Here is an 18,677-nt window from a genome sequence, read left to right as displayed (position 1 = left end):
GAAAAACTTCCTAGCGCAACCCGCTGATACTGCTCGATATTTCCAGAACTTCCCAACCCAGAGCCTCGCTCCCCGCCAGTCCGTCCCGCCGTTGTGCGCCTCAGCGCCGCCGGTGAAGGGGGTTCTAGTGCTGGTACGGATGAGTCGCAAGCGCTTTTTGACAGGAAAATGAAAAAAACTGCCCGACTGCATGTTTTTTTCGCAAAAGCCCTGTTTTTAAGGGGTTTGGGGAAGTGAAAAAATTGGAGCAGCGGCCTTTGACGCTGAGAACGGGGCACTCCCGACGCTGAAACCGCCCGTTTTGCCTTGGCAAACCATAACACCCGTCGACTCGCCCTGCCCGAGACGTGAAAAAGGGGCGCATCATGCACCCCTTTATATGTCCTTTATATGTTCAGTCAGACTTTTCGCTTTGTGAGATCAGCACCTGATCCATCGCCTGCAATGTACGCTCACTGGCGCCGCGGTGTTCGGCCATGAATATCGCGGCCTCTTTGAGCGGGGCCTCTCTTGGGGGCCAGAGCGCCGCTGCCATCGCTTCAGGTGTGTCAAAGCTTTTGGCCACGCCAGCCGCTTCGGCCTCTGCAAAGGGAAATTCGATGGGCCAAGTTTCCGGGCCAGTGATTGGAGGTTTGCCAACCGCCAGTGGCTCAATGATGTTATGCGCCCCTGCCGGGGTGAAGCCGCCACCCACGATGACCTGATCGGCCAGACCAAGATAGAAGTACATTTCCCCAAAGCTGTCGCCCAGCAGGACATCGGGCATATCCGCCAAGGCCTCTCCAAGTAGAGCCAGCCCCGCTGTGCCAACCTCAGCCAGCTGACTGCGCACGCCTACAGAGAGATCTGCGTCTTGCAGCATCCGGCCAACCGCCTCAAAGCGTTCGGGCGCACGTGGCACATAGACAAAGAGGGGCGCCGGGGCGCTGTCATTGGCGGCGGCGGCGCGCAGCGACAGGATCATATCGCGAAAGATCTCTTCTTCCCCGGCGACGCCTGAGGCAATTGTGATCACCTGACGGCCATCCGCGGTGAGCTGCGGGCGAACCTGCGCCGCCGCATCAAGCAAGGCCTCCGGGATCGGCTGATCAAATCGCAGCTCGCCCGTGACCGTGATGTTCTGCACCCCGACAGAGGCAAAGCGCGCGCGCTGTATCTCTGATTTGACAAAGGCACCGGCCACGCTGGCAATCACACGTTGCCGCAAACGCAGGCCCTTGCTGTCTTTGGCAAAGGCCCCTGACGTATATTGAGAGTTACACAGATAAAGCGGCACACCGGCGCGGCGGGCACTTGCGATCATCGCAGGCCAGATCTCCACCTCCAGGGTGAGACCAAAGCGCGGACGGCAGGCCCGGTAAAACCGATGCAGGCACCAGTGCATGTCCAAGGGCACCCACAGCACCGCAAGGCGGCCCTCGGCAATCTCCTTGGCAAACTGGCGCTCACTCTCTTCGCGTCCCGCAGGGGTGAAGTTGGTGAGGATCACCTTATCGCCACGCGCCAGTGCGAGCCGGATCATTCCAAGGGCAGAGCGCACTTCACCAAGGCTCACCGCATGAAACCAGATCGCATCCTGCGGCAGCGCGCGCCCGTAAAAGCCGAAGCGCTCTTTGACATGGCGCAGATACCGCGGGTCTTTGCGCCCCCGCATATAGAGATAGATCATCAGAAGTGGCAGCAAAGGTACCCAAAGCAGCCGGTAAATCAGATTGAAGAGCGTCAGGATCATGGCGCAGCCCTTAGCAGCGCAAGCAAATCGCGGGCAAGAGGCGTGAGACCTTCGCGCGCGCGTGCAACCAAAGCCTCCGCTTTCTGCTGCACCTGCGCTGCATCTCCGGCCTTGTCCAGATTGGCGAGGACGTCGGCAATATGTGCGGCCGCACCAGCCCCCGCGCATTCTGTAGCAAGGCCCACCTGCGCCAGATCAGCATAGTCTTGTCTGAAATTGCTGGTATTGGCGCCATGCAAGACCGCGCATCCCTGCCCGATCGCCTCCCACGGGTTATGCCCACCCACCTCGCCCGCAGAGCCTCCGACAAAGGCGATGTCTGCCAGACGGTACCACAGACCCAATTCCCCGAATGTGTCTGCCATATAGACCGGAACTTCCGCCGATGGCGTCGCACCTGTGCTGCGCAGAGCATAAGACAATCCGGCGTCGGTCAGCGCATCGCCAATCTCTGCACGGCGGTCAGGAACACGTGGGGCCAGTATAAGAAGCGCGGTGGGCTCAGCGCGCAAAAGCTCTTGATGCGCGGCGATCACCAGCGCCTCATCCTCTTTATGTGTAGAGGCCGCAACCCAGACTGTCCGGCCTTCGGTCTGAGCCTTCACAGCGTTCAAAGCCGCCGCATCCACCAAAAGCGGATCAGCCGCCGGTTTGAGCGATCCCATTTGGCGGGGCGCTTGCGCCCCCAGATCACGCAGGCGCGCCACGCTGTCTGCGTCCTGTCCAGCGACCAGATCAAACAGCCGCATCAGATCCCCAAAGGCAGAGCGAAACCTGGCGCGGCTTTTATGGCCCGCTTCCGTAATCCGCGCATTGATATAGGCCAGCGAAATGCCCCGGCGCGCTGTATCACAAATGGCGCCGGGCCAGAGATCCTGCTCTGACCAGATCGACAGGTCCGGTTGCCAGTGATCCAGAAAAGCCGCCACAAACCGGGGGCCGTCCAGCGGCAGAAACTGGTGGATGGTATTGGCCGGAAGGTTCGCCCCCATCACCTGCCCCGAGCTGCGTGCGGTCGACGTCACAAGGAAAGAGACATTGGGTGCCTGCCGTGCCATCTCTTTAAGCAAGGGACGCAGCGCCAGCACTTCACCCAACCCAACCGCATGCAGCCAGATCAGCGTGCCTTCGGGGCGCGGCACAGAGCTTTGCCCCAGTTTTTCCGGGCTACGTGCGGGATCATCTTTGCCCTTCGCCACGCGCTTGGCGACCACGCGACGCATCAAGGGCTGCAGCAGTGGGCGCAGCGCAAGGTAGCTGCGCAATTGCCATCCGAGAACAAGCGGGCGTTGTTTCAAGAAGAGGTCCCTTTTTGTGCGGCCCGCCCTAGCGCGGCGGCAGGCTCTTCTTTACACAGCTCGGCTCAGTTTGCCACGCCCCGCAGGCATGCCCAGAGGGTGCGCGCCGGTTCACAGGAGACCGCCTCAGCGCGTTACAGGAAAGACACCGCTCCGACAGCCTCGTTCCTGATCTCGACAATGCCTGCCGGGTTTTCTTCAGAAAAATCTATGCAAACTATATCTTTATCTTGCCTCAACGGAAGCTTGGACCCATAAATATTAATAGAGCTGTGTGTCTCGACAAACTTAAAATACTGTAAAACAATAATTTTTCTCGACAGGTTAGATTGAGCAAAGTTTTCGCCATCCAACGTCACACAACCCTGATGACATCCGGCCCGCTCAGCGGCGTATGTATATTAAGCCCCCCTTAACGTGCCTCGTGCAGACTCAATAAGCCCCCCTGCGGCCGGACAAAAGGACCGGAATACGAATGCAACTGACCGCCCATTTGCGTAGGATTTTAACCCCGGTTTTTCGACGCGCCTATCTTCCGTCCTTCGTTGCTGTGCTGGTCGTCTCCTCCTTTGCGCTCTACGCAGATTATCAAAACAACAAGATTGCCCTTCAGGAACAGCGCAACCTCGCGTCCAGTGAAACCAGCCGCCTGCGGGCACAGATCGAGGGCGAAGTCAGCGCCCGTATTCAGCTTGTACGCGGCATTGTCGCGGCTTTCTCAGATGACCTGGACATGTCTCAGGAGCGCTACAGCGCCCTGATGAGCCGCATCACAGGCGGCACCATGGAATTCATCAACATTGCCGCTGCCCCCGATCTGATCATCAACCGAGTCTATCCTCTGGAAAGCAACCGCCCCGCCCTCGGGCTGAATTACCATGAGAATGAGGCACGCTGGCGCGTTGCGTATCAGGTACGAGACACCGGAAAGATGGCCATCGCAGGCCCCCTCAATCTGGTACAGGGCGGCGTGGGGTTGATTGCCCGCCTGCCCGTCTGGGATGAGCGCGACGGTGAGCGGCATTTCTGGGGACTGATGGCCGCCGTTATCGATGCCGAACATTTATATGAGAGCGCTGGTTTGCGTGACCCGGAGCTGACGCTGGATATCGCGCTGATCGGCAAGGACGGAAAAGGCGCCGATGGCGAGCTTTTCTTTGGAAATCCAGATGTCCTGAACGACGCCCCAATCCTGATGGACATACAGCTGCCCAATGGCACCTGGCAAATCGCGACCCGCCCGAAAAACGGCTGGATCAAATATGCCGAAGATATGGTGGGTGTGCGCCTGTTCTTCTTGGGCGCATTGCTGCTTGTCCTCACCCCGACCATTGCCGCCGCACGCCTGTCAGAGCAGCGCCGCGCGATGATCGTGAAACTGCAGAAACGCGACGAGGAGCTTGAACGGCTCTCTTTGGTCGCCAAACACGCCTCCGACAGCGTGCTCCTGTCTGATCCAACCGGCAAAATCATCTGGGTGAACGACGGCTTCACGCGCATGACGGGTTACGCCTTTGATGACGCAATCGGCCGCCACGCAGGCCAGCTGCTCAATGCAAAGGAAACCGACCCCTACACAATCGAAACGATCAAACGCCACCAGAAGCGCGGCGAGCGCTTTCACACCGAAATCCTCAACCGTACTAAATCCGGCAAACTCATTTGGGTAGACACCAATATCTTCCCAGTACTGGATGAAGACGGCAAGGTGGTCATGAGCATCGGCATTGAGCGGGAGATCACAGAGACCAAGCGCTATGAGGCCGAACTGGCCGAAGCCAAACGCGCTGCAGAAACCGCGGATCGCGCAAAATCCGAATTCCTCGCCAATATGAGCCACGAAATCCGCACACCGATGAACGCGATCATCGGCATGTCCGAACTGCTCTCTGAATCTCCGCTGTCCAGCGAGGACAAGCAAAATGTGACCACGATCCGCGAGTCCGGCCACGCGCTGCTTAAGATCATCAACGACATTCTGGATCTCTCCCGCCTTGAGTCCGGCAAACTCGACGTCTGTGAGGTTGATTTTGATCTCCACCGCTGCATCGACAGCGTGGCCGATCTGCTGCGCCACAAAGCCGAGCAAAAAGGCCTCTTCCTGACGGTTGAATACAAAGAGGGTGTCCCCCAAAAGCTGCGCGCCGATGACGGACGCCTGCGCCAGATCCTGATGAATCTGATCGGCAACGCGGTGAAATTCACCAGCGAAGGCGGCGTGCGGGTTGTTGTCAGCCGCCAACCGGGCGCCGAATTTGGCATCTCCATTGACGTCATCGACACCGGCATCGGCATCTCACCAGAGCAGGCACGCCATGTGTTTGACCGCTTTTCCCAGGCCGACGCCGCGATCACCCGATCCTTTGGCGGCACCGGCCTTGGCCTCACCATCTCGACCATGCTCGCGCGTCGGATGGGCGGCGATATCAGCCTGTGTGAAAAATACAATCAGGGCGCCTGCTTCTCCGCCACCATCATGGGCAAGGCCCCCATCGGCGAAACAGAGACCGAGGTTGAGCATCTCAAGTTTGCGCCGGAGCACCTCTACGGCACACGCATTCTTCTGGCAGAGGACAACAAGACCAATCGCTTGCTGATCCGCAAATATCTCGCAGATTATCCGCTGGAATTGATCGAGGTCGAAAACGGCGTCGAAGCGGTGGAATATTGCAAACTCGACAGCCCTGACCTAGTGCTGATGGACATGTCGATGCCTGAGCTGGACGGTCTTCAAGCCACCCGCATCATCCGGGATCTGCCGATCAAACAGCCGCCCATTATTGCGCTTACGGCCAACGCTTTTGCCAGCGACAAACAGGCCTGCCTTGAGGCGGGGATGGATATGTTCCTGTCAAAGCCGATCAACAAGACCCATCTGCTGCACACGCTTTCAGCACATCTGGAGCAACGGCTGGCGTCTTAAGGCCTGCAATTTCCCTGAGGGCCTTGCAGGCGCGCGCATAAGGTAATCGACACAAAAAAGGCCGCGCCCTTCAGCGCAGCCTTCTCTTTGTTTAAGCGGCTGGCATCCGCTTCTCAACAATCTCTGCCCACCAGCTACAGCCTGCGGGGATGGCTTCGTCATTGAAGTTGTATTCCGGATGGTGCACCGCCGCGCCCCCTTCGCCGTTGCCGACAAGAATGTAGGCACCGGGGCGCTCTTCCAGCATAAAGGCAAAGTCTTCGCCGCCCATCACCAGCGGGGCTTCCTCACATTGGCCGGAAATAGATTTCGCCACCTCAGCGGCAAATTCGGTCTGCACCTCAGAGTTCACCATCACCGGATAGCCACGGTGATAGGTCACATCCGCTGTACCGCCAAAGGTTCCAGCCATACCGGCACAAATTGCCTTGATCCGCTGTTCCGCAAGATCACGCATGTCCGCGCTCATGGTACGCACGGTGCCTTTGATCTGCACCTTCTGTGGGATCACATTGAAAGCCTTAGAGCTGGTTTCAAAGCTGGTGACAGACACCACCACCTGATCCACCGGGTTGGCGTTGCGGCTTGCGATGGTCTGCAGCGCCACCACCGCCTGCGCGGCCATCACGGTTGTGTCCACGGTCTCCTGCGGCTTGGCCGCGTGACCACCCTTGCCCTCAAAGGTGATGTCAAACTGGTCAGTCGCCGCAAAGAAGGATCCGGGACGGATTGCAAAGCTGCCAAGCGGCATGCCTGGCCAGTTGTGCATGCCGTAGACCTCCTGGATGCCCCAGCGGTCCATCATACCGTCATCGCACATTTCTTTGCCGCCGCCGCCGCCTTCTTCGGCGGGCTGGAAGATCACAACCACGGTGCCATCAAAGTTGCGGGTCTCGCTCAGGTATTTGGCCGCGCCAAGCAGCATCGCGGTGTGGCCGTCATGACCGCAAGCGTGCATCGCACCCGGCGTCTTGGAGGCATAATCCAGACCGGTCTGCTCATGGATCGGCAGCGCATCCATATCTGCGCGCAGACCAATCACCTTACCGGAGCCGGTTTCCTTGCCTTTGATCACACCGACAACACCGGTGCGGCCAATGCCTGTGACAACCTCATCGCAGCCAAAAGCTTCAAGCTTCTCGGCCACAAGCGCGCTGGTGCGGTGGGTTTCAAACAGGATTTCGGGGTTTTCGTGCAAATCACGTCGCCATGCGGTGATTTCATCATGCAACTCTGCAAAACGGTTCTTGGTTGGCATCTCGGTTCCTCGCTGTAACTCTTGCCTTAGGCCGCTGGCATGCGGCGCTCGATCACTTCCGACAGAAAGCTGCTCCCGTAGGGGATCGCATCGTCGTCAAAATTATATTCCGGATGGTGCAGGGACGCGCTGTCCCCATTGCCGATCATGATGAAGGCACCGGGCCGGGCCTGCAACATGTAGGAGAAGTCCTCGCCGCCCATGCTGATATCCGCGAGATTGCAGCTGCCGGAGATCGCAGTGACCACATCTTCGGCGAAGGCCGCCTGCTCTTCTGAGTTGATCGTCGCAGGCGTAATGCGTTGATAATCCAGCGTGGCTTTGCCGCCAAAGCTCTCGGCCACCTGCGTCACAATCTCTTCGATGCGCGCCTGCACCATGTCCCGCGTCTTCGGCACAAAAGTGCGCACCGTGCCTTTCAGCGTGGCGGTGTGCGGGATCACATTATAGACATCGGATCCGGTCTGAAACGACGTCACCGAGACCACCGCGCGCTCCACCGGGTCGACATTGCGGCTGACGATGGATTGCAGCGCCATATGCATCTGCGTGCCGATCAATGTCGGATCCACCGTGTCCTGAGGGTGTGCCGCATGACCGCCTCTGCCCTCGATATGGACGGTGAAGAAATCCACCGCCGCCAGCAGCGGCCCTTTGCGCACGCCAAACTCGCCCACGGCCATGCCGGGCTGATTGTGCATGCCGTAGACTTCCTGAATGTTCCAACGGTCCATCATGCCGTCTTCCACCATGGCCAAGGCGCCATTGCCGCCCTCTTCTGCCGGCTGAAAGATCAGCGCCACCGCGCCATCAAAATTGCGCGTCTCGCTCAGATATTTGGCCGCGCCCAGCAACATGGCGGTGTGCCCGTCATGGCCACAGGCGTGCATCGCCCCTTCATTTTCAGAGGCATAGTCCAGCCCGGTCTGCTCCTGCATCGGCAAAGCATCCATATCGGCGCGCAGGCCAATCACCTTGCCGGACGCATTGGTCTTGCCTTTGATGATGCCCACCACACCCGTGCGCCCCACACCGCTGACCACCTCGTCACAGCCAAACTCCCGCAGCTTGTCCGCCACAAGCGCCGCCGTGCGGTGGGTTTCATAAAGCACCTCGGGATGGGCATGAATGTCACGCCGCCATTCGGTGATCTCGGCATGCAGCTCGGCAAAACGGTTCTTAATAGGCATCTGTGTGTAATTCCTGATCGGGTCTTTATAAATCTGTTACGGGCATCCGGCGCTCAATCATCTCAGCATACCAGCTGCTGCCAAAAGGGATCGCCTCATCTTCAAAATTGTAGGCCGGATGGTGACATTGCGCGCTGTCACCATTGCCAAGGTGAATATAAGCCCCCGGCCGCTCCTCCAGCATGAAGGAGAAATCCTCCGCGGGCATGATCGGATCCACATCCGGATCCACATTGGCCTCCCCCGCCACCGCCTGCGCAGCTTCAATCGCAAAGGCCGTCTCCGCCTCGTGGTTCACCGTGACCGGATAGCCATCCTCCCAGGTCACCTCAGCGGTGGCACCAAAGGCCAGCGCCGTATGGGTCGCCACCTCCCGGATACGCTGCTCCACCAAAGCACGGTTGTCGTTGTCCAGCGTGCGCACCGTGCCCTTCATGCGCACCTTATGCGCGATCACATTGGAGGCGTTGCTGTCGGTCTCAAGCGTGCCCACCGTCAGCACCACCCGCTCGATCGGCTTCACATTGCGCGCCACAATCGACTGAAGCGACACAAGAATCTGCGCCGCCACCAATGTGGTGTCCACCGCCACATGAGGTTCCGCCGCATGACCGCCCTTACCGGTCACCTCAATCTCAAACTCATCTGCTGAGGCCATCAACGCACCGGGCCGGATGGCAAACTGGCCCACCGCCAGCCCCGGCGCATTGTGCATGCCATAGACCTCCTGAATGTTCCAACGGTCCATCATCCCGTCATCACACATCTCTTTGCCGCCTCCGCCGCCTTCTTCGGCCGGCTGGAAAATCATCACCGCCGTGCCGTCAAAATTGCGCGTCTCCGCAAGGTATTTCGCCGCCCCCAAAAGCATCGCCGTATGCCCGTCGTGGCCGCAGGCATGCATCTTGCCCGGCACCGTGGAAGCATAATCCAACCCGGTGATCTCCTCGATCGGCAACGCATCCATATCCGCACGCAGCCCGACAACACGCCCCTTGGTGTCCGTGCGGCCCTTGATCACCGCCACCACACCGGTGCGGCCAATACCCGGCGTGATCTCATCCACGCCAAATTCCTTCAGCCGCGCCTCTACAAACGCCGCTGTCTCCTGCACGTCAAACATCAGCTCCGGATGGGCATGCAAATGCCGACGCCAGCCGGTGATCTCTTCCTGCATCTCTGCAAAGCGGTTCTTGATCGGCATCCCCTGCGCGCTCCTTACGTCATCCCCATGTGCTGATCCGCAAAGACTGAACGATTGTTCATTCCAGAGCAAGGGGGCACGTCAAAATTCTCCCACGCACAGCCAACCCTCGCCCGCACACCGCGACACATGCCCAAATTAACGACGACTCGCAGCCCCTCGGCAAAATCGCTAGGGTCACGCCCATGCGTACCTGGATCCGCCACCGCGCGGCGATTCTGATGATCTTCCTGCTCACCGTGCTCGCTGTGGCCGGTGGGGTCTGGCGTTATGGCTATGGTCAGGCGCTGGAACAGCTGGCCCGCCGGGGAGAGGCCGATCTGGCTTTGGGCGCTGATCGCTTGACCGCACAACTCAAGCGATATCAAGAGCTTGCCGTGCTGATGGCAGAGCACCCGACCTTGCTGGCTCTGTCCAACAACCCGGCCATCACCACAGCCCAACGCGGCCACGCCCTTCTGCTGGAGGCCGCGGACAAAACCGCCGCGCTGGATCTCATCTATGCCCGCGCGGACGGCACCATCCTTGCCACCGCACAGGAAACCGCCCCGCCCCCCAACGCCCTGTCTGAAACACCCTATTTCAGGCGCGCACTTCAAGGCGCACTGGGCGCCCACCACGAAGTCGACCTGCGCTTTGACCGCCGCGCCTTTTACTACTCTGTTCCAAGCTTTTCCTCAGATGGCACGGTCAGCGCCGTGCTCACGGTGGTGGTGGATGTGGAAGATGTCGAAGGCAACTGGCGCGGCGACGGCCCCACCGTGTTCTTTATCGACGATCTGGATGAGGTCTTTATATCCAACCGCTCCGAACTGGTGTTCTGGAAACGCTCCGCCGATGGGCAAAGCCTGATCCCCCCGCAGGGAAACGCCCCGACCTTCAGATCCTATACCCGCGCAGGCTTTGAAATCTGGCAGCTGGACTGGGGCCCTTACATCCCTGCGCGCGGGCTGCACATCGTGCAGGATCTGCCGGTGATTGATATGGTGGCCGAAGCCATCGTCGACGTCAGCCTCGCCCGCCGCATCGCAGGGTTGCAGGCAGGCACCATCGCCGCGATCTTTATGATCTTTGGTCTGATCCTTCTGCAGGTTCTGGAACGCCGCCGGGTTCTGACAGAGGCCAATGCCGAGCTGGAAAACCGCGTCACCCTGCGCACACAGGCGCTCAGCGCCACCAACGAGGCACTGCGCCGCGAAATCACCGAACGCGAAGAAGCCGAAGCCGCGCTCAAAAAGGCGCAGGCCGATCTTGTGCAAGCCGGAAAGCTCTCTGCCCTTGGCCAGATGAGCGCAGGCATCAGCCACGAACTCAACCAGCCACTCATGGCGATCCAGACCTTTGCCGAAAACGGCACCCGCTTTCTGGAACGGGACAACAGCGGCAAAGCTGGCGAAAACCTCACACGCATCTCTCAGATGGCCACGCGCATGGCCCGCATCATCAAAAACCTGCGTGCCTTTGCCCGCAATGAAAACGAACCGACAGGCCGCATTGATCTGGCCGCCGTCATCACGCAGGCCGTTGAGCTGACAGAGCCGCGCCTGCTGCAGGACGACATCACCCTCAACTGGTCACCGGACGCGCTCAAGACCCCGGTATATGTGCGTGGCGGCGAGGTGCGTTTGGGGCAGGTCTTTGTGAACCTCATCACCAATGCGGCTGACGCCATGGCCAACCGCCCGACCCGTCAGATTGACATCACCATTCAATCCGCCCCGCGCCTCTGTGTGCTGATCCGCGACACCGGGCCGGGGATTGACGCGCCTGACAAGATTTTTGACCCGTTTTATACCACCAAAGAAGTTGGCTCTTCTGAGGGTATGGGCCTCGGCCTCTCTATCAGCTACGGATTGGTCCAGAGCTTTGGCGGCAACATCCGGGGCAGCAATCACCCGGAAGGCGGCGCGCTCTTCACCGTTGAATTGGAACGCTGGCCACAGGAGAGCGCCGCATGACCTCCCCCCTGCCCGAGGCTGCCACGCCGGTCCTCGTCGTGGACGACGATCCGGTGGTGCGCGAGGCACTCACGCAAACCCTTGAACTTGAAGACTTTCCCGTGATTGCGGCAGGCTCCTTTGTCGAGGCCAAAGATCACATCACCGCTCAGTTCACCGGCGTGATCCTCTCTGACATGCGCATGCCGGGGCGGGATGGCTTTCACCTTCTGACTTTCGCCAAAGAAGCGGACGCCGAACTTCCGGTGATCCTGCTCACAGGCGAAGGCGACATTCCAATGGCAGTGAAAGCCATGACGCAGGGAGCATTTGGCTTTCTGGAAAAACCCTGCGCACCAACAGAGCTTGTGGCCGTGATCAACCGCGCACAAAAGGCCAGGGCCATGGCGCTCGAAAACCGCCGCCTGAAAGCCCAGCTTGAAACCGGCGACGCCGCCGCGCGCTGGATTTTTGGTGTCTCCGACCAGTCTGAAACTCTGCGCCGCCGGGTGCGTTCCGTTGCGCGCATCCCAGCTGAGGTTCTGGTCAGCGGCCCGCCCGGCGCGGGCATCTCCAAAGTGGCCGAAGTGGTGCATCTTTGCTCCCCCTTCAGCAAAGGGCCATTTGGCAAACACACCACCATCGATATGGATGTGGCGCGCTTTGAACAGGCGGTCGAGGACGCCGCAGGCGGCAGTCTGTTTCTGGATGAAATTCAAGCCATGCCGATGCAGACCCAATTTGCGCTGCTGTCGCTTTTGGAAACCGAAGACCATCCCCGCCTGATTTTTGGCAGCGCTGCGGATCTGTCAGAAGCTGTGCAAGAGGCACGCCTGCATGCCGATCTCTTTTACCGATTGGATGCGCTGCAGGTCCGCATACCCGCGCTGTCTGAACGCCCCGAGGACATTCCGGTGATGTTCCGCCAATACGTCGCTCAGGCCGCCGAGCAGGCGGGCGTTACCGCCCCCGAGGTCACGCCTGAGGTGATCTCCGGCCTTATGGCGCAGGACTGGCCCGGCAATGCCCGCGCGCTGATGAGTGTCGCCATGCGCTTTGTGCTCGGCCTGCCCGGCGAAGAAACCCAAAGCGCCTCGCTTGGTCTTGCCGAGCAGATGGCACAGGTGGAACGCTCTCTGCTGGCCGAAGCCCTGCGCAAACATCAGGGCCGCGCCGCCGCAGCGGCCGAGACCCTCAAGCTGCCGCGCAAAACCATGTATGACAAACTCGCCAAATACGGCCTCAAGCCAGACACATTCCGATGACTTCTGAACATATCGCGCCAGACACCGCACCTTCGCACGCCCCCGCCCCTGCAGATCTGACGCGGCAAAGCGCATGGCGCGCCATCGCCGCGATGTTCGCCCTCAACGGCGGGCTCTTTGGTATCTGGGCCTCGCGCATCCCGGCCTTTAAGACAGCCCATGATTTGTCTCACGCCGAGCTGGGCGGCCTTCTGCTCTTGCTCGCTGGTGGCGCGATCTGCGCCTTCCCGATCGCCGGTCGCCTGGCCGACACCTACGGCGCCGCAGCGGTGACCCGCGCCATCGCAGCAGCAAAACTGATCTTCTTCGTTGCGCTTGCCGCCTCCCCCAGCATTTGGTTTCTCGCCCCAGCGCTCTTTCTTTTCGGGGCCGCGCACGGCGCGATGGATGTCACCATGAACGCTTGGGGCGCTGAGGTCGAACGCTGGGCCAAACGTCCGCAAATGTCGTCTTATCACGCCATGTGGAGCCTCGGTGCCGGGCTTGGCGCGGCCAGCGGCTACGGCGCGATCAGCCTTGAGATTGCGCCGCTCTGGCATTTCATCGCCATCGGTGGCACATGGACAGCCCTTATGCTCTGGATCGGTCAGATCCCCTGGACCTCCCCCACCAACCGCAGCAACCCGGCACCGGTGTTCTCCCTTCCCACCGGCCCGCTCGTGCTTGTGGGCCTGCTGGCCCTCGGGGCCTCCATGGGCGAAGGGGCGATTGCAGATTGGAGCGCGGTCTATCTGGTCGACATCGGCAACGCGCCGGAAAACTGGGCGGCCATGGGCTATGCGCTGTTTTCTGTCGCCATGGTCGCCATGCGGCTCGCCGGAGACCAGATCACCCGCCATGTGCCTCCCGTCACCGCCGCCCGCATCAGCGGCTTTGTCGCCGCCATCGGCGCGGTGCTCACCGTGCTCTTCCCTGTGCCCGCCATCATGCTGACCGGCTTTGTGCTGATGGGCCTTGGCTATGCGCTGATCTTCCCGCTGGCATTCAGCCGCGCCGCCAATGATCCCGTTGTGCCCCCGGGCAAAGCCCTCGCTGGCACCGCCACCTTCGGCTATGGCGGCATGCTGCTTGGCCCGCCGCTGATCGGGTTCATCGCCAATGCCACATCTCTTCGGGTGTCTTTTGCCGTGCTTGCCGGCCTTGCACTCATGATCGCAGTGCTCGCCAGCGCCTTACGTCGAACCTAGGCAATACGGGCGCGTCCCCAAAGACGCGCCCGCAGCTTACTCTTACATCTTGGCGCGCTCAGCCTTCAGCGCCAGCCACAGACAATAGCACATCATCAGCACCACCAGCGTGAACGGGATCCCCGTGGACACCGCCGCCCCCTGCAACGCGGCCAACCCGCCGCCCAGCAGAAGCGCAATCGCCACCAGACCTTCCAGCGTGCACCAGAACACCCGCTGCACCACCGGCGCATCCATCTTCCCGCCTGCGGTGATCGTATCAATCACCAGCGAGCCGGAGTCTGACGAGGTCACAAAGAAGATCACGATCAGCACCAGCGAAATCGGCGCCACCACCGAGTAAAGCGGCAGCTCCTTGAGGAAGCCAAACAGCGCGCCCTCAGGCTTATAGGCGTCAATCACGGTCGCCTTCACGCCTTCCGCACCACCGGCGTTCAGCATGTCAATCGCCGCACCCCCAAAGGTGGACATCCACAGCGCACAAACCGCCGTCGGCGCGATCAAGGCACAGAGCACAAACTCACGCACGGTCCGCCCCTTGGAAATGCGTGCAATGAACATCCCCACAAACGGCGACCACGCAATCCACCAAGCCCAATAGAACGTCGTCCAGCCATGGAAGAAGCTCGTGTCCTCTCGCCCAAACGGGTTTGAGAGCGCCGGAAGCATCGCCACATAATCCGTCATCACAGAGAAATACCGCGCAATCGCCGTGCCCACGCCGGTGACCACAATCACAAAGATAAACAAGGCCACCGCCATGATCATATTGATCTCTGACAGGCGTTTCACCCCGGCATCCATGCCCATCATAACCGATCCCAGCGCAATCACTGTGATCCCGATGATCAACAGCACCACAACCGTGTTGGTAGGCTCAATGCCAAACACCTCATTCAATCCGGCGGCCACCTGCTGCGCGCCCAGACCAAGCGACGTGGTCAGGCCAAACAGCGTGGCAAAAACCGCCAGAATATCAATGGTGTGGCCCCACCAGCCCCAGACGCGATCCCCCAAAATCGGATAAAACGCAGAGCGCAGTGTCAGCGGCAAATCAAGGTTGTAACAGAAAATCGCCAGCGACAGACCCACCGCGGCATAGACCGCCCAGGCCTCAAGGCCCCAGTGGTGAATGGTGCCCACAACGCCGATATATTCATTGCCCGGCTGGGTGATATCCACATTCAGAGGCCGCGCACCGCCGCCTTCGGAAAAGTTATAATAGACCGGTTCAAGCACGCCAAAAAACAGCAGGCCGATCCCGATACCAGCGGCAAACATCATCGCGATCCAGCCCGCATAGGAATAATCCGGCCGCGCATCTTTGCCACCAATCCGCACAGAGCCAACCGGCAGCACAACAAGCGCCAGAACAAACAGCGTGATCGCATTCACAGAAAGAACAAGAAACCAATCAAAGGTGCTGGTCAGCCACGGCCTGAGCCATCCAAAGAACGCCGCAGAGGCTTCCTGATTGGCCAGCGAGATCAGCACAAACGCACAGATCAATATACTAGATATAAGAAATACAGGATTGTGAATATCAAGTCCGAATGGCCTGATGTTGTCCTGCCCGAGCTCGTATTCCGTTTCGAAATCCCAGACTCTTGGGTCCGGATCGAGCATTTTTTTGGTCTCAGACATAGTCTACCCCTTTTGCACGAAGTCCAGTGATCCAAGCGTTGCACAACATTAGGGCACCTGTCTAATTTATAAATCTTTTATTAACTTTTGAAATTTTACTTCACATATTCACTTTTTTCGCTATGACACAGCGCCAGAAGCCATTGGCGAGACCGCCTGACTTTTGGCTACAAACGAACGAAGACGCATAAGGGCAGACACTTCTCCCTTGCGCGCCGGACCGGCACTTTCACCACCAAAGTAGGCTTTGTTAGGAGCAGGCTATGAGGATCAACCGCACGACAGAACACATCGCTTGCCCTGAGATGTTGGAGGGCAAACCGTGACACGCTCGCAGCTCACCCTTGCAACCTCCTGCACATTGATCACAGCGATCGGCGCTTGGGGCGTCATGGACCCGGACAGCCTCGTGCGTCTGGCTTCCACAGTGGTCGCCAAATATTTTGAGAGCCGCGGTTGGTTTGTCATGCTCTCTGTCTCCGGCATGTTGCTCCTATGTATCTGGCTGGCTTTCTCCAGATTTGGAGACATCCGCCTTGGAGCCGATGATGATCGGCCGGAGTTTTCCACACCCTCCTGGATTGCCATGCTCTTTGCGGCGGGCATGGGGGTGGGCTTGCTGTTCTGGGCCGTTGCCGAACCCCTGACCCATTTTGCCTTTGCCCAAAGTTTCATGGAACAGCCCTATGCCGCCCAGCAGGCTCTGCTGGCTACAAATTTCCACTGGGGCATCCATGCCTGGGCGATCTACGGCACCACAGCGCTCACCATCGCCTATTTCACCTTTCGCAAAGGCGCGCCCATGCTGGTCAGCGGCCCGATTGAAACGCTCCTCCCAGATGAAACATGGGCAAAGCTTGTTGGGGGCCTCTCTGATTTCATGGCGATTGTTGCCATTGCCATTGGCGTGGGTGGCTCCATCGCCATGGGCGTGTTTCAGGTGGCCGACGGCATTGACGTGATGATGGGCGGTGACAAAGCCGCCACATGGCTGGTGGCCGCCGTCTTTGTGGTGATGGTCGCCGCCTACCTGCCGCCCCTGCTCGTGGATCTCGGCACCGGCATGGCGCGCCTCTCCAACACCGCCATGATCATCGCAATCGCGCTGGTGCTCTACACCGTCATTCTCGGCCCCACGGAGTTTTTGCTCAACTCCATTCTCAACGGCTTTGGCGAGTATATCTTTGCCGCCATACCCCGTGGCTTTGAAACGCTCACCTTCTTTGGCGACGATCTCGGGACATGGTTTCAGGATTGGACCCTCACCTATATGGTCTGGTGGATTGCTTGGGGGCCATTTGTCGGTGTCTTTATTGCCCGCATCTCCAAAGGCCGCACCATTCGCGAGTTTGTACTGGGCGTGCTGATTGGCCCAACCGTGTTCTCAGTGATCTGGTTTGGTGCCTTTGGCGGCATTGGTCTGTTTGACATATTACATGGCAGCGGTGATCTGCTCCTGATGGCAGAGACCAATGTGGAACGTGTCACCTTTGGCCTACTGGAGCGCCTGCCCCTGCCGACACTGACCACCATCGCCACCATTCTGGCCGCCTTCCTCTTCATCGTCACCAGCGTAGTGAGCGCGGCCTTTGTGCTCGGCACATTCTCAACCGGCGGCGATCCCGATCCAAGCCCGAAAGTCCGCTTGGTTTGGGGCGTACTGCTCGGCCTGCTGGGCGCGGCGATGATCTTATCGGGGTCTGTTGATGCGATCAAAAAGCTGATCGCCATTGGCGCCCTGCCCTTTGTCTTTGTCTGTGTGCTGCTCTGTGTCTGTCTGATCCGGGGCCTGCGTCAGGAGGTGCATCATGCTGATCGGTGATCTGCTCAACACAGTTCTCAACCTCTCAACATTCGCCTTCATCGGTGCGATGATCTGGTTGCTCATGCGTCCCTAGAGGCGCTGAAAAACAAGCCGACCTGGCCCAGTTTGGGTCAGATCGGCTGCGGTCTAAATCTTACAGCATCGACCGTTGCGGTAAGGTGTAAATGCGCGAAATTGCACTGTCGCGATACAGCCGCAATACCGACGCGATACAGACACGCCTGCAAGCGGCTTTGCAAAAAACGGCCAAATCTTACCGCTCAGAGCGGTAGCATGCTCGTGGATTTGATTTCTTCCATAGATAACAAGGCGGTCACGTTGTGGACCTTCACCTCTGAGATCAATGCTTGATAAAAGATGTCATAAGCGCGCGCATTCTGCACCTGCACTTTAAGGATATAGTCTATATCCCCCGCCAGCCGGTGCGCTTCCAGCACCTCTGGCCGCTCTCTCAAAGCTTTGAGAAATTTCGCCTGCCAATCGGCCTCATGTTCGCTAGTACGGATCAGAACGAAAAAACAGGCATCAAAACCAAGGGCTTCGGCATCCAAGAGAACGGTTTGCTGGCGAATTACCCCGCCTTCGCGCAATTTCCGGATCCGGTTCCACACCGGAGTCTTGGAAGATCCCACACGTTTGGCAATTTCATCGAGAGATTGCGCTGCGTCCCGTTGCAACTCCCCAAGAATTTTCTTATCCATGTCGTCAATGCGCAACGCCATTCCATTTCCCCTCAGTTTTTGGAACATCGGCGCAGATCCCCGCTGACACCGAAACGCACGTTTCTATTTTCGCCAGTATCTGGCGGTTGAGGGGGAATATTTCCTATATATGGATCAAAGTCAAACACCGGAGTCGGACAAATGCCCCGCGCATTCACACCCAAAGTCATCACCGCCAACGCCCTGTTGGAAGGCGACGTGATTTACTTCACAGCCAAAGACAATTGGTCACGTGATTTGACCGAAGCAGAGTTACTAACTGATGAAGCCCACGCGCAGCTGCGTCTTCTTGAGGCTTCTCAACATGTTAGCGAAGTCGTAGGCGCCTATTTGGCGGATGCGGTTGCAGGGGAAAACGGTCCTGAGCCAACCCATTTCCGTGAAGAATTCCGCCGCACCGGCCCGTCAAACTACTTCCACGGCAAACAGGCAGACGCCGCAAACCAGGATGGTCAGGCCGTCTGATCGGCCTCTCCTGAGACAAACGCGAAA

Annotated in this window: 13 protein-coding genes; 6 read left to right on the top strand and 7 right to left on the bottom strand. The window is 59.1% G+C overall.

The window, feature by feature from the left end:
* Window positions 1-394 precede the first annotated feature (394 nt).
* Window positions 395-1,732 (bottom strand): glycosyltransferase N-terminal domain-containing protein, encoded by a 1,338-nt coding sequence (locus J7412_RS18545; RefSeq protein WP_209080194.1) that lies wholly within the window; start codon window positions 1,730-1,732, stop codon window positions 395-397.
* Window positions 1,729-3,030 carry a glycosyltransferase N-terminal domain-containing protein gene (locus J7412_RS18540; RefSeq protein ID WP_209080192.1) on the bottom strand — a complete coding sequence of 434 codons (1,302 nt, stop codon included), beginning with the start codon at window positions 3,028-3,030 and terminating at the stop codon, window positions 1,729-1,731. Before J7412_RS18540 ends, J7412_RS18545 begins: the two co-directional genes overlap by 4 nt.
* 475 nt (window positions 3,031-3,505) lie before the next feature.
* Here J7412_RS18540 and J7412_RS18535 point away from each other — a divergent pair, with 475 nt between their 5' ends.
* Window positions 3,506-5,953 carry a response regulator gene (locus J7412_RS18535; RefSeq protein ID WP_209080190.1) on the top strand — a complete coding sequence of 816 codons (2,448 nt, stop codon included), beginning with the start codon at window positions 3,506-3,508 and terminating at the stop codon, window positions 5,951-5,953.
* Window positions 5,954-6,044: 91 nt separating this feature from the next.
* Here J7412_RS18535 and J7412_RS18530 read toward each other — a convergent pair whose 3' ends face one another.
* From J7412_RS18530 to J7412_RS18520, 3 genes are read right to left on the bottom strand one after another with little or no spacing between them, the layout of a single operon-like run.
* A complete protein-coding gene (locus tag J7412_RS18530) occupies window positions 6,045-7,211 on the bottom strand; it encodes a M20 aminoacylase family protein (RefSeq protein WP_209080188.1) in 1,167 nt (388 codons plus the stop codon).
* 26 nt (window positions 7,212-7,237) lie between these two features.
* Window positions 7,238-8,401 carry a M20 aminoacylase family protein gene (locus tag J7412_RS18525; protein ID WP_209080186.1) on the bottom strand — a complete coding sequence of 388 codons (1,164 nt, stop codon included), beginning with the start codon at window positions 8,399-8,401 and terminating at the stop codon, window positions 7,238-7,240.
* A gap of 25 nt (window positions 8,402-8,426) precedes the next feature.
* Entirely contained in the window at window positions 8,427-9,605 is a 1,179-nt protein-coding gene (locus J7412_RS18520) for a M20 aminoacylase family protein (protein WP_209080184.1), read from the bottom strand.
* A gap of 185 nt (window positions 9,606-9,790) precedes the next feature.
* Between J7412_RS18520 and J7412_RS18515 the strand changes: the two genes are divergently transcribed.
* The 3 genes from J7412_RS18515 to J7412_RS18505 are packed head-to-tail and all read left to right on the top strand — an operon-like array spanning window position 9,791 to window position 13,994.
* Entirely contained in the window at window positions 9,791-11,563 is a 1,773-nt protein-coding gene (locus tag J7412_RS18515; RefSeq protein WP_209080182.1) for an ATP-binding protein, read from the top strand.
* Complete coding sequence (locus J7412_RS18510) at window positions 11,560-12,807, top strand: sigma-54 dependent transcriptional regulator (protein ID WP_209080180.1); 1,248 nt, start codon at window positions 11,560-11,562, stop codon at window positions 12,805-12,807. The genes J7412_RS18515 and J7412_RS18510 overlap by 4 nt, the downstream gene beginning before the upstream one ends.
* A complete protein-coding gene (locus J7412_RS18505; protein ID WP_247744001.1) occupies window positions 12,804-13,994 on the top strand; it encodes an MFS transporter in 1,191 nt (396 codons plus the stop codon). The genes J7412_RS18510 and J7412_RS18505 overlap by 4 nt, the downstream gene beginning before the upstream one ends.
* A gap of 42 nt (window positions 13,995-14,036) precedes the next feature.
* Here J7412_RS18505 and J7412_RS18500 read toward each other — a convergent pair whose 3' ends face one another.
* Window positions 14,037-15,638 (bottom strand): BCCT family transporter, encoded by a 1,602-nt coding sequence (locus J7412_RS18500; protein ID WP_209080172.1) that lies wholly within the window; start codon window positions 15,636-15,638, stop codon window positions 14,037-14,039.
* A gap of 322 nt (window positions 15,639-15,960) precedes the next feature.
* On the opposite strand from J7412_RS18500, the gene J7412_RS18495 reads away from it, so the two are divergent.
* Window positions 15,961-17,460 carry a BCCT family transporter gene (locus J7412_RS18495; protein WP_209080170.1) on the top strand — a complete coding sequence of 500 codons (1,500 nt, stop codon included), beginning with the start codon at window positions 15,961-15,963 and terminating at the stop codon, window positions 17,458-17,460.
* Between the two features lie 263 nt (window positions 17,461-17,723).
* Here the strand turns inward: J7412_RS18495 and J7412_RS18490 are convergent, their stop codons facing one another.
* Window positions 17,724-18,185, bottom strand: a complete 462-nt coding sequence (locus tag J7412_RS18490; protein WP_209065420.1) for an Lrp/AsnC family transcriptional regulator — start codon at window positions 18,183-18,185, stop codon at window positions 17,724-17,726.
* A gap of 141 nt (window positions 18,186-18,326) precedes the next feature.
* Here J7412_RS18490 and J7412_RS18485 point away from each other — a divergent pair, with 141 nt between their 5' ends.
* Window positions 18,327-18,650, top strand: a complete 324-nt coding sequence (locus tag J7412_RS18485) for a DUF2849 domain-containing protein (RefSeq protein WP_209080168.1) — start codon at window positions 18,327-18,329, stop codon at window positions 18,648-18,650.
* The last annotated feature ends 27 nt before the right edge of the window (window positions 18,651-18,677 follow it).

It is taken from the genome of Shimia sp. R9_3 (assembly GCF_017743755.1).
Lineage (GTDB): Bacteria > Pseudomonadota > Alphaproteobacteria > Rhodobacterales > Rhodobacteraceae > Shimia.
This window is presented reverse-complemented; position numbering and strand designations above follow the sequence as displayed.

Excerpts from the sequence above, each read along its gene's own strand:
- J7412_RS18520 (WP_209080184.1), bottom strand. The coding sequence starts at position 9,605 with ATGCCGATCAAGAACCGCTTTGCAGAGATGCAGGAAGAGATCACCGGC.
- J7412_RS18525 (WP_209080186.1), bottom strand. The coding sequence starts at position 8,401 with ATGCCTATTAAGAACCGTTTTGCCGAGCTGCATGCCGAGATCACCGAA.
- J7412_RS18510 (WP_209080180.1), top strand. The coding sequence starts at position 11,560 with ATGACCTCCCCCCTGCCCGAGGCTGCCACGCCGGTCCTCGTCGTGGAC.
- J7412_RS18500 (WP_209080172.1), bottom strand. The coding sequence starts at position 15,638 with ATGTCTGAGACCAAAAAAATGCTCGATCCGGACCCAAGAGTCTGGGAT.
- J7412_RS18530 (WP_209080188.1), bottom strand. The coding sequence starts at position 7,211 with ATGCCAACCAAGAACCGTTTTGCAGAGTTGCATGATGAAATCACCGCA.
- J7412_RS18485 (WP_209080168.1), top strand. The coding sequence starts at position 18,327 with ATGCCCCGCGCATTCACACCCAAAGTCATCACCGCCAACGCCCTGTTG.
- J7412_RS18490 (WP_209065420.1), bottom strand. The coding sequence starts at position 18,185 with ATGGCGTTGCGCATTGACGACATGGATAAGAAAATTCTTGGGGAGTTG.
- J7412_RS18505 (WP_247744001.1), top strand. The coding sequence starts at position 12,804 with ATGACTTCTGAACATATCGCGCCAGACACCGCACCTTCGCACGCCCCC.
- J7412_RS18515 (WP_209080182.1), top strand. The coding sequence starts at position 9,791 with ATGCGTACCTGGATCCGCCACCGCGCGGCGATTCTGATGATCTTCCTG.
- J7412_RS18545 (WP_209080194.1), bottom strand. The coding sequence starts at position 1,732 with ATGATCCTGACGCTCTTCAATCTGATTTACCGGCTGCTTTGGGTACCT.
- J7412_RS18535 (WP_209080190.1), top strand. The coding sequence starts at position 3,506 with ATGCAACTGACCGCCCATTTGCGTAGGATTTTAACCCCGGTTTTTCGA.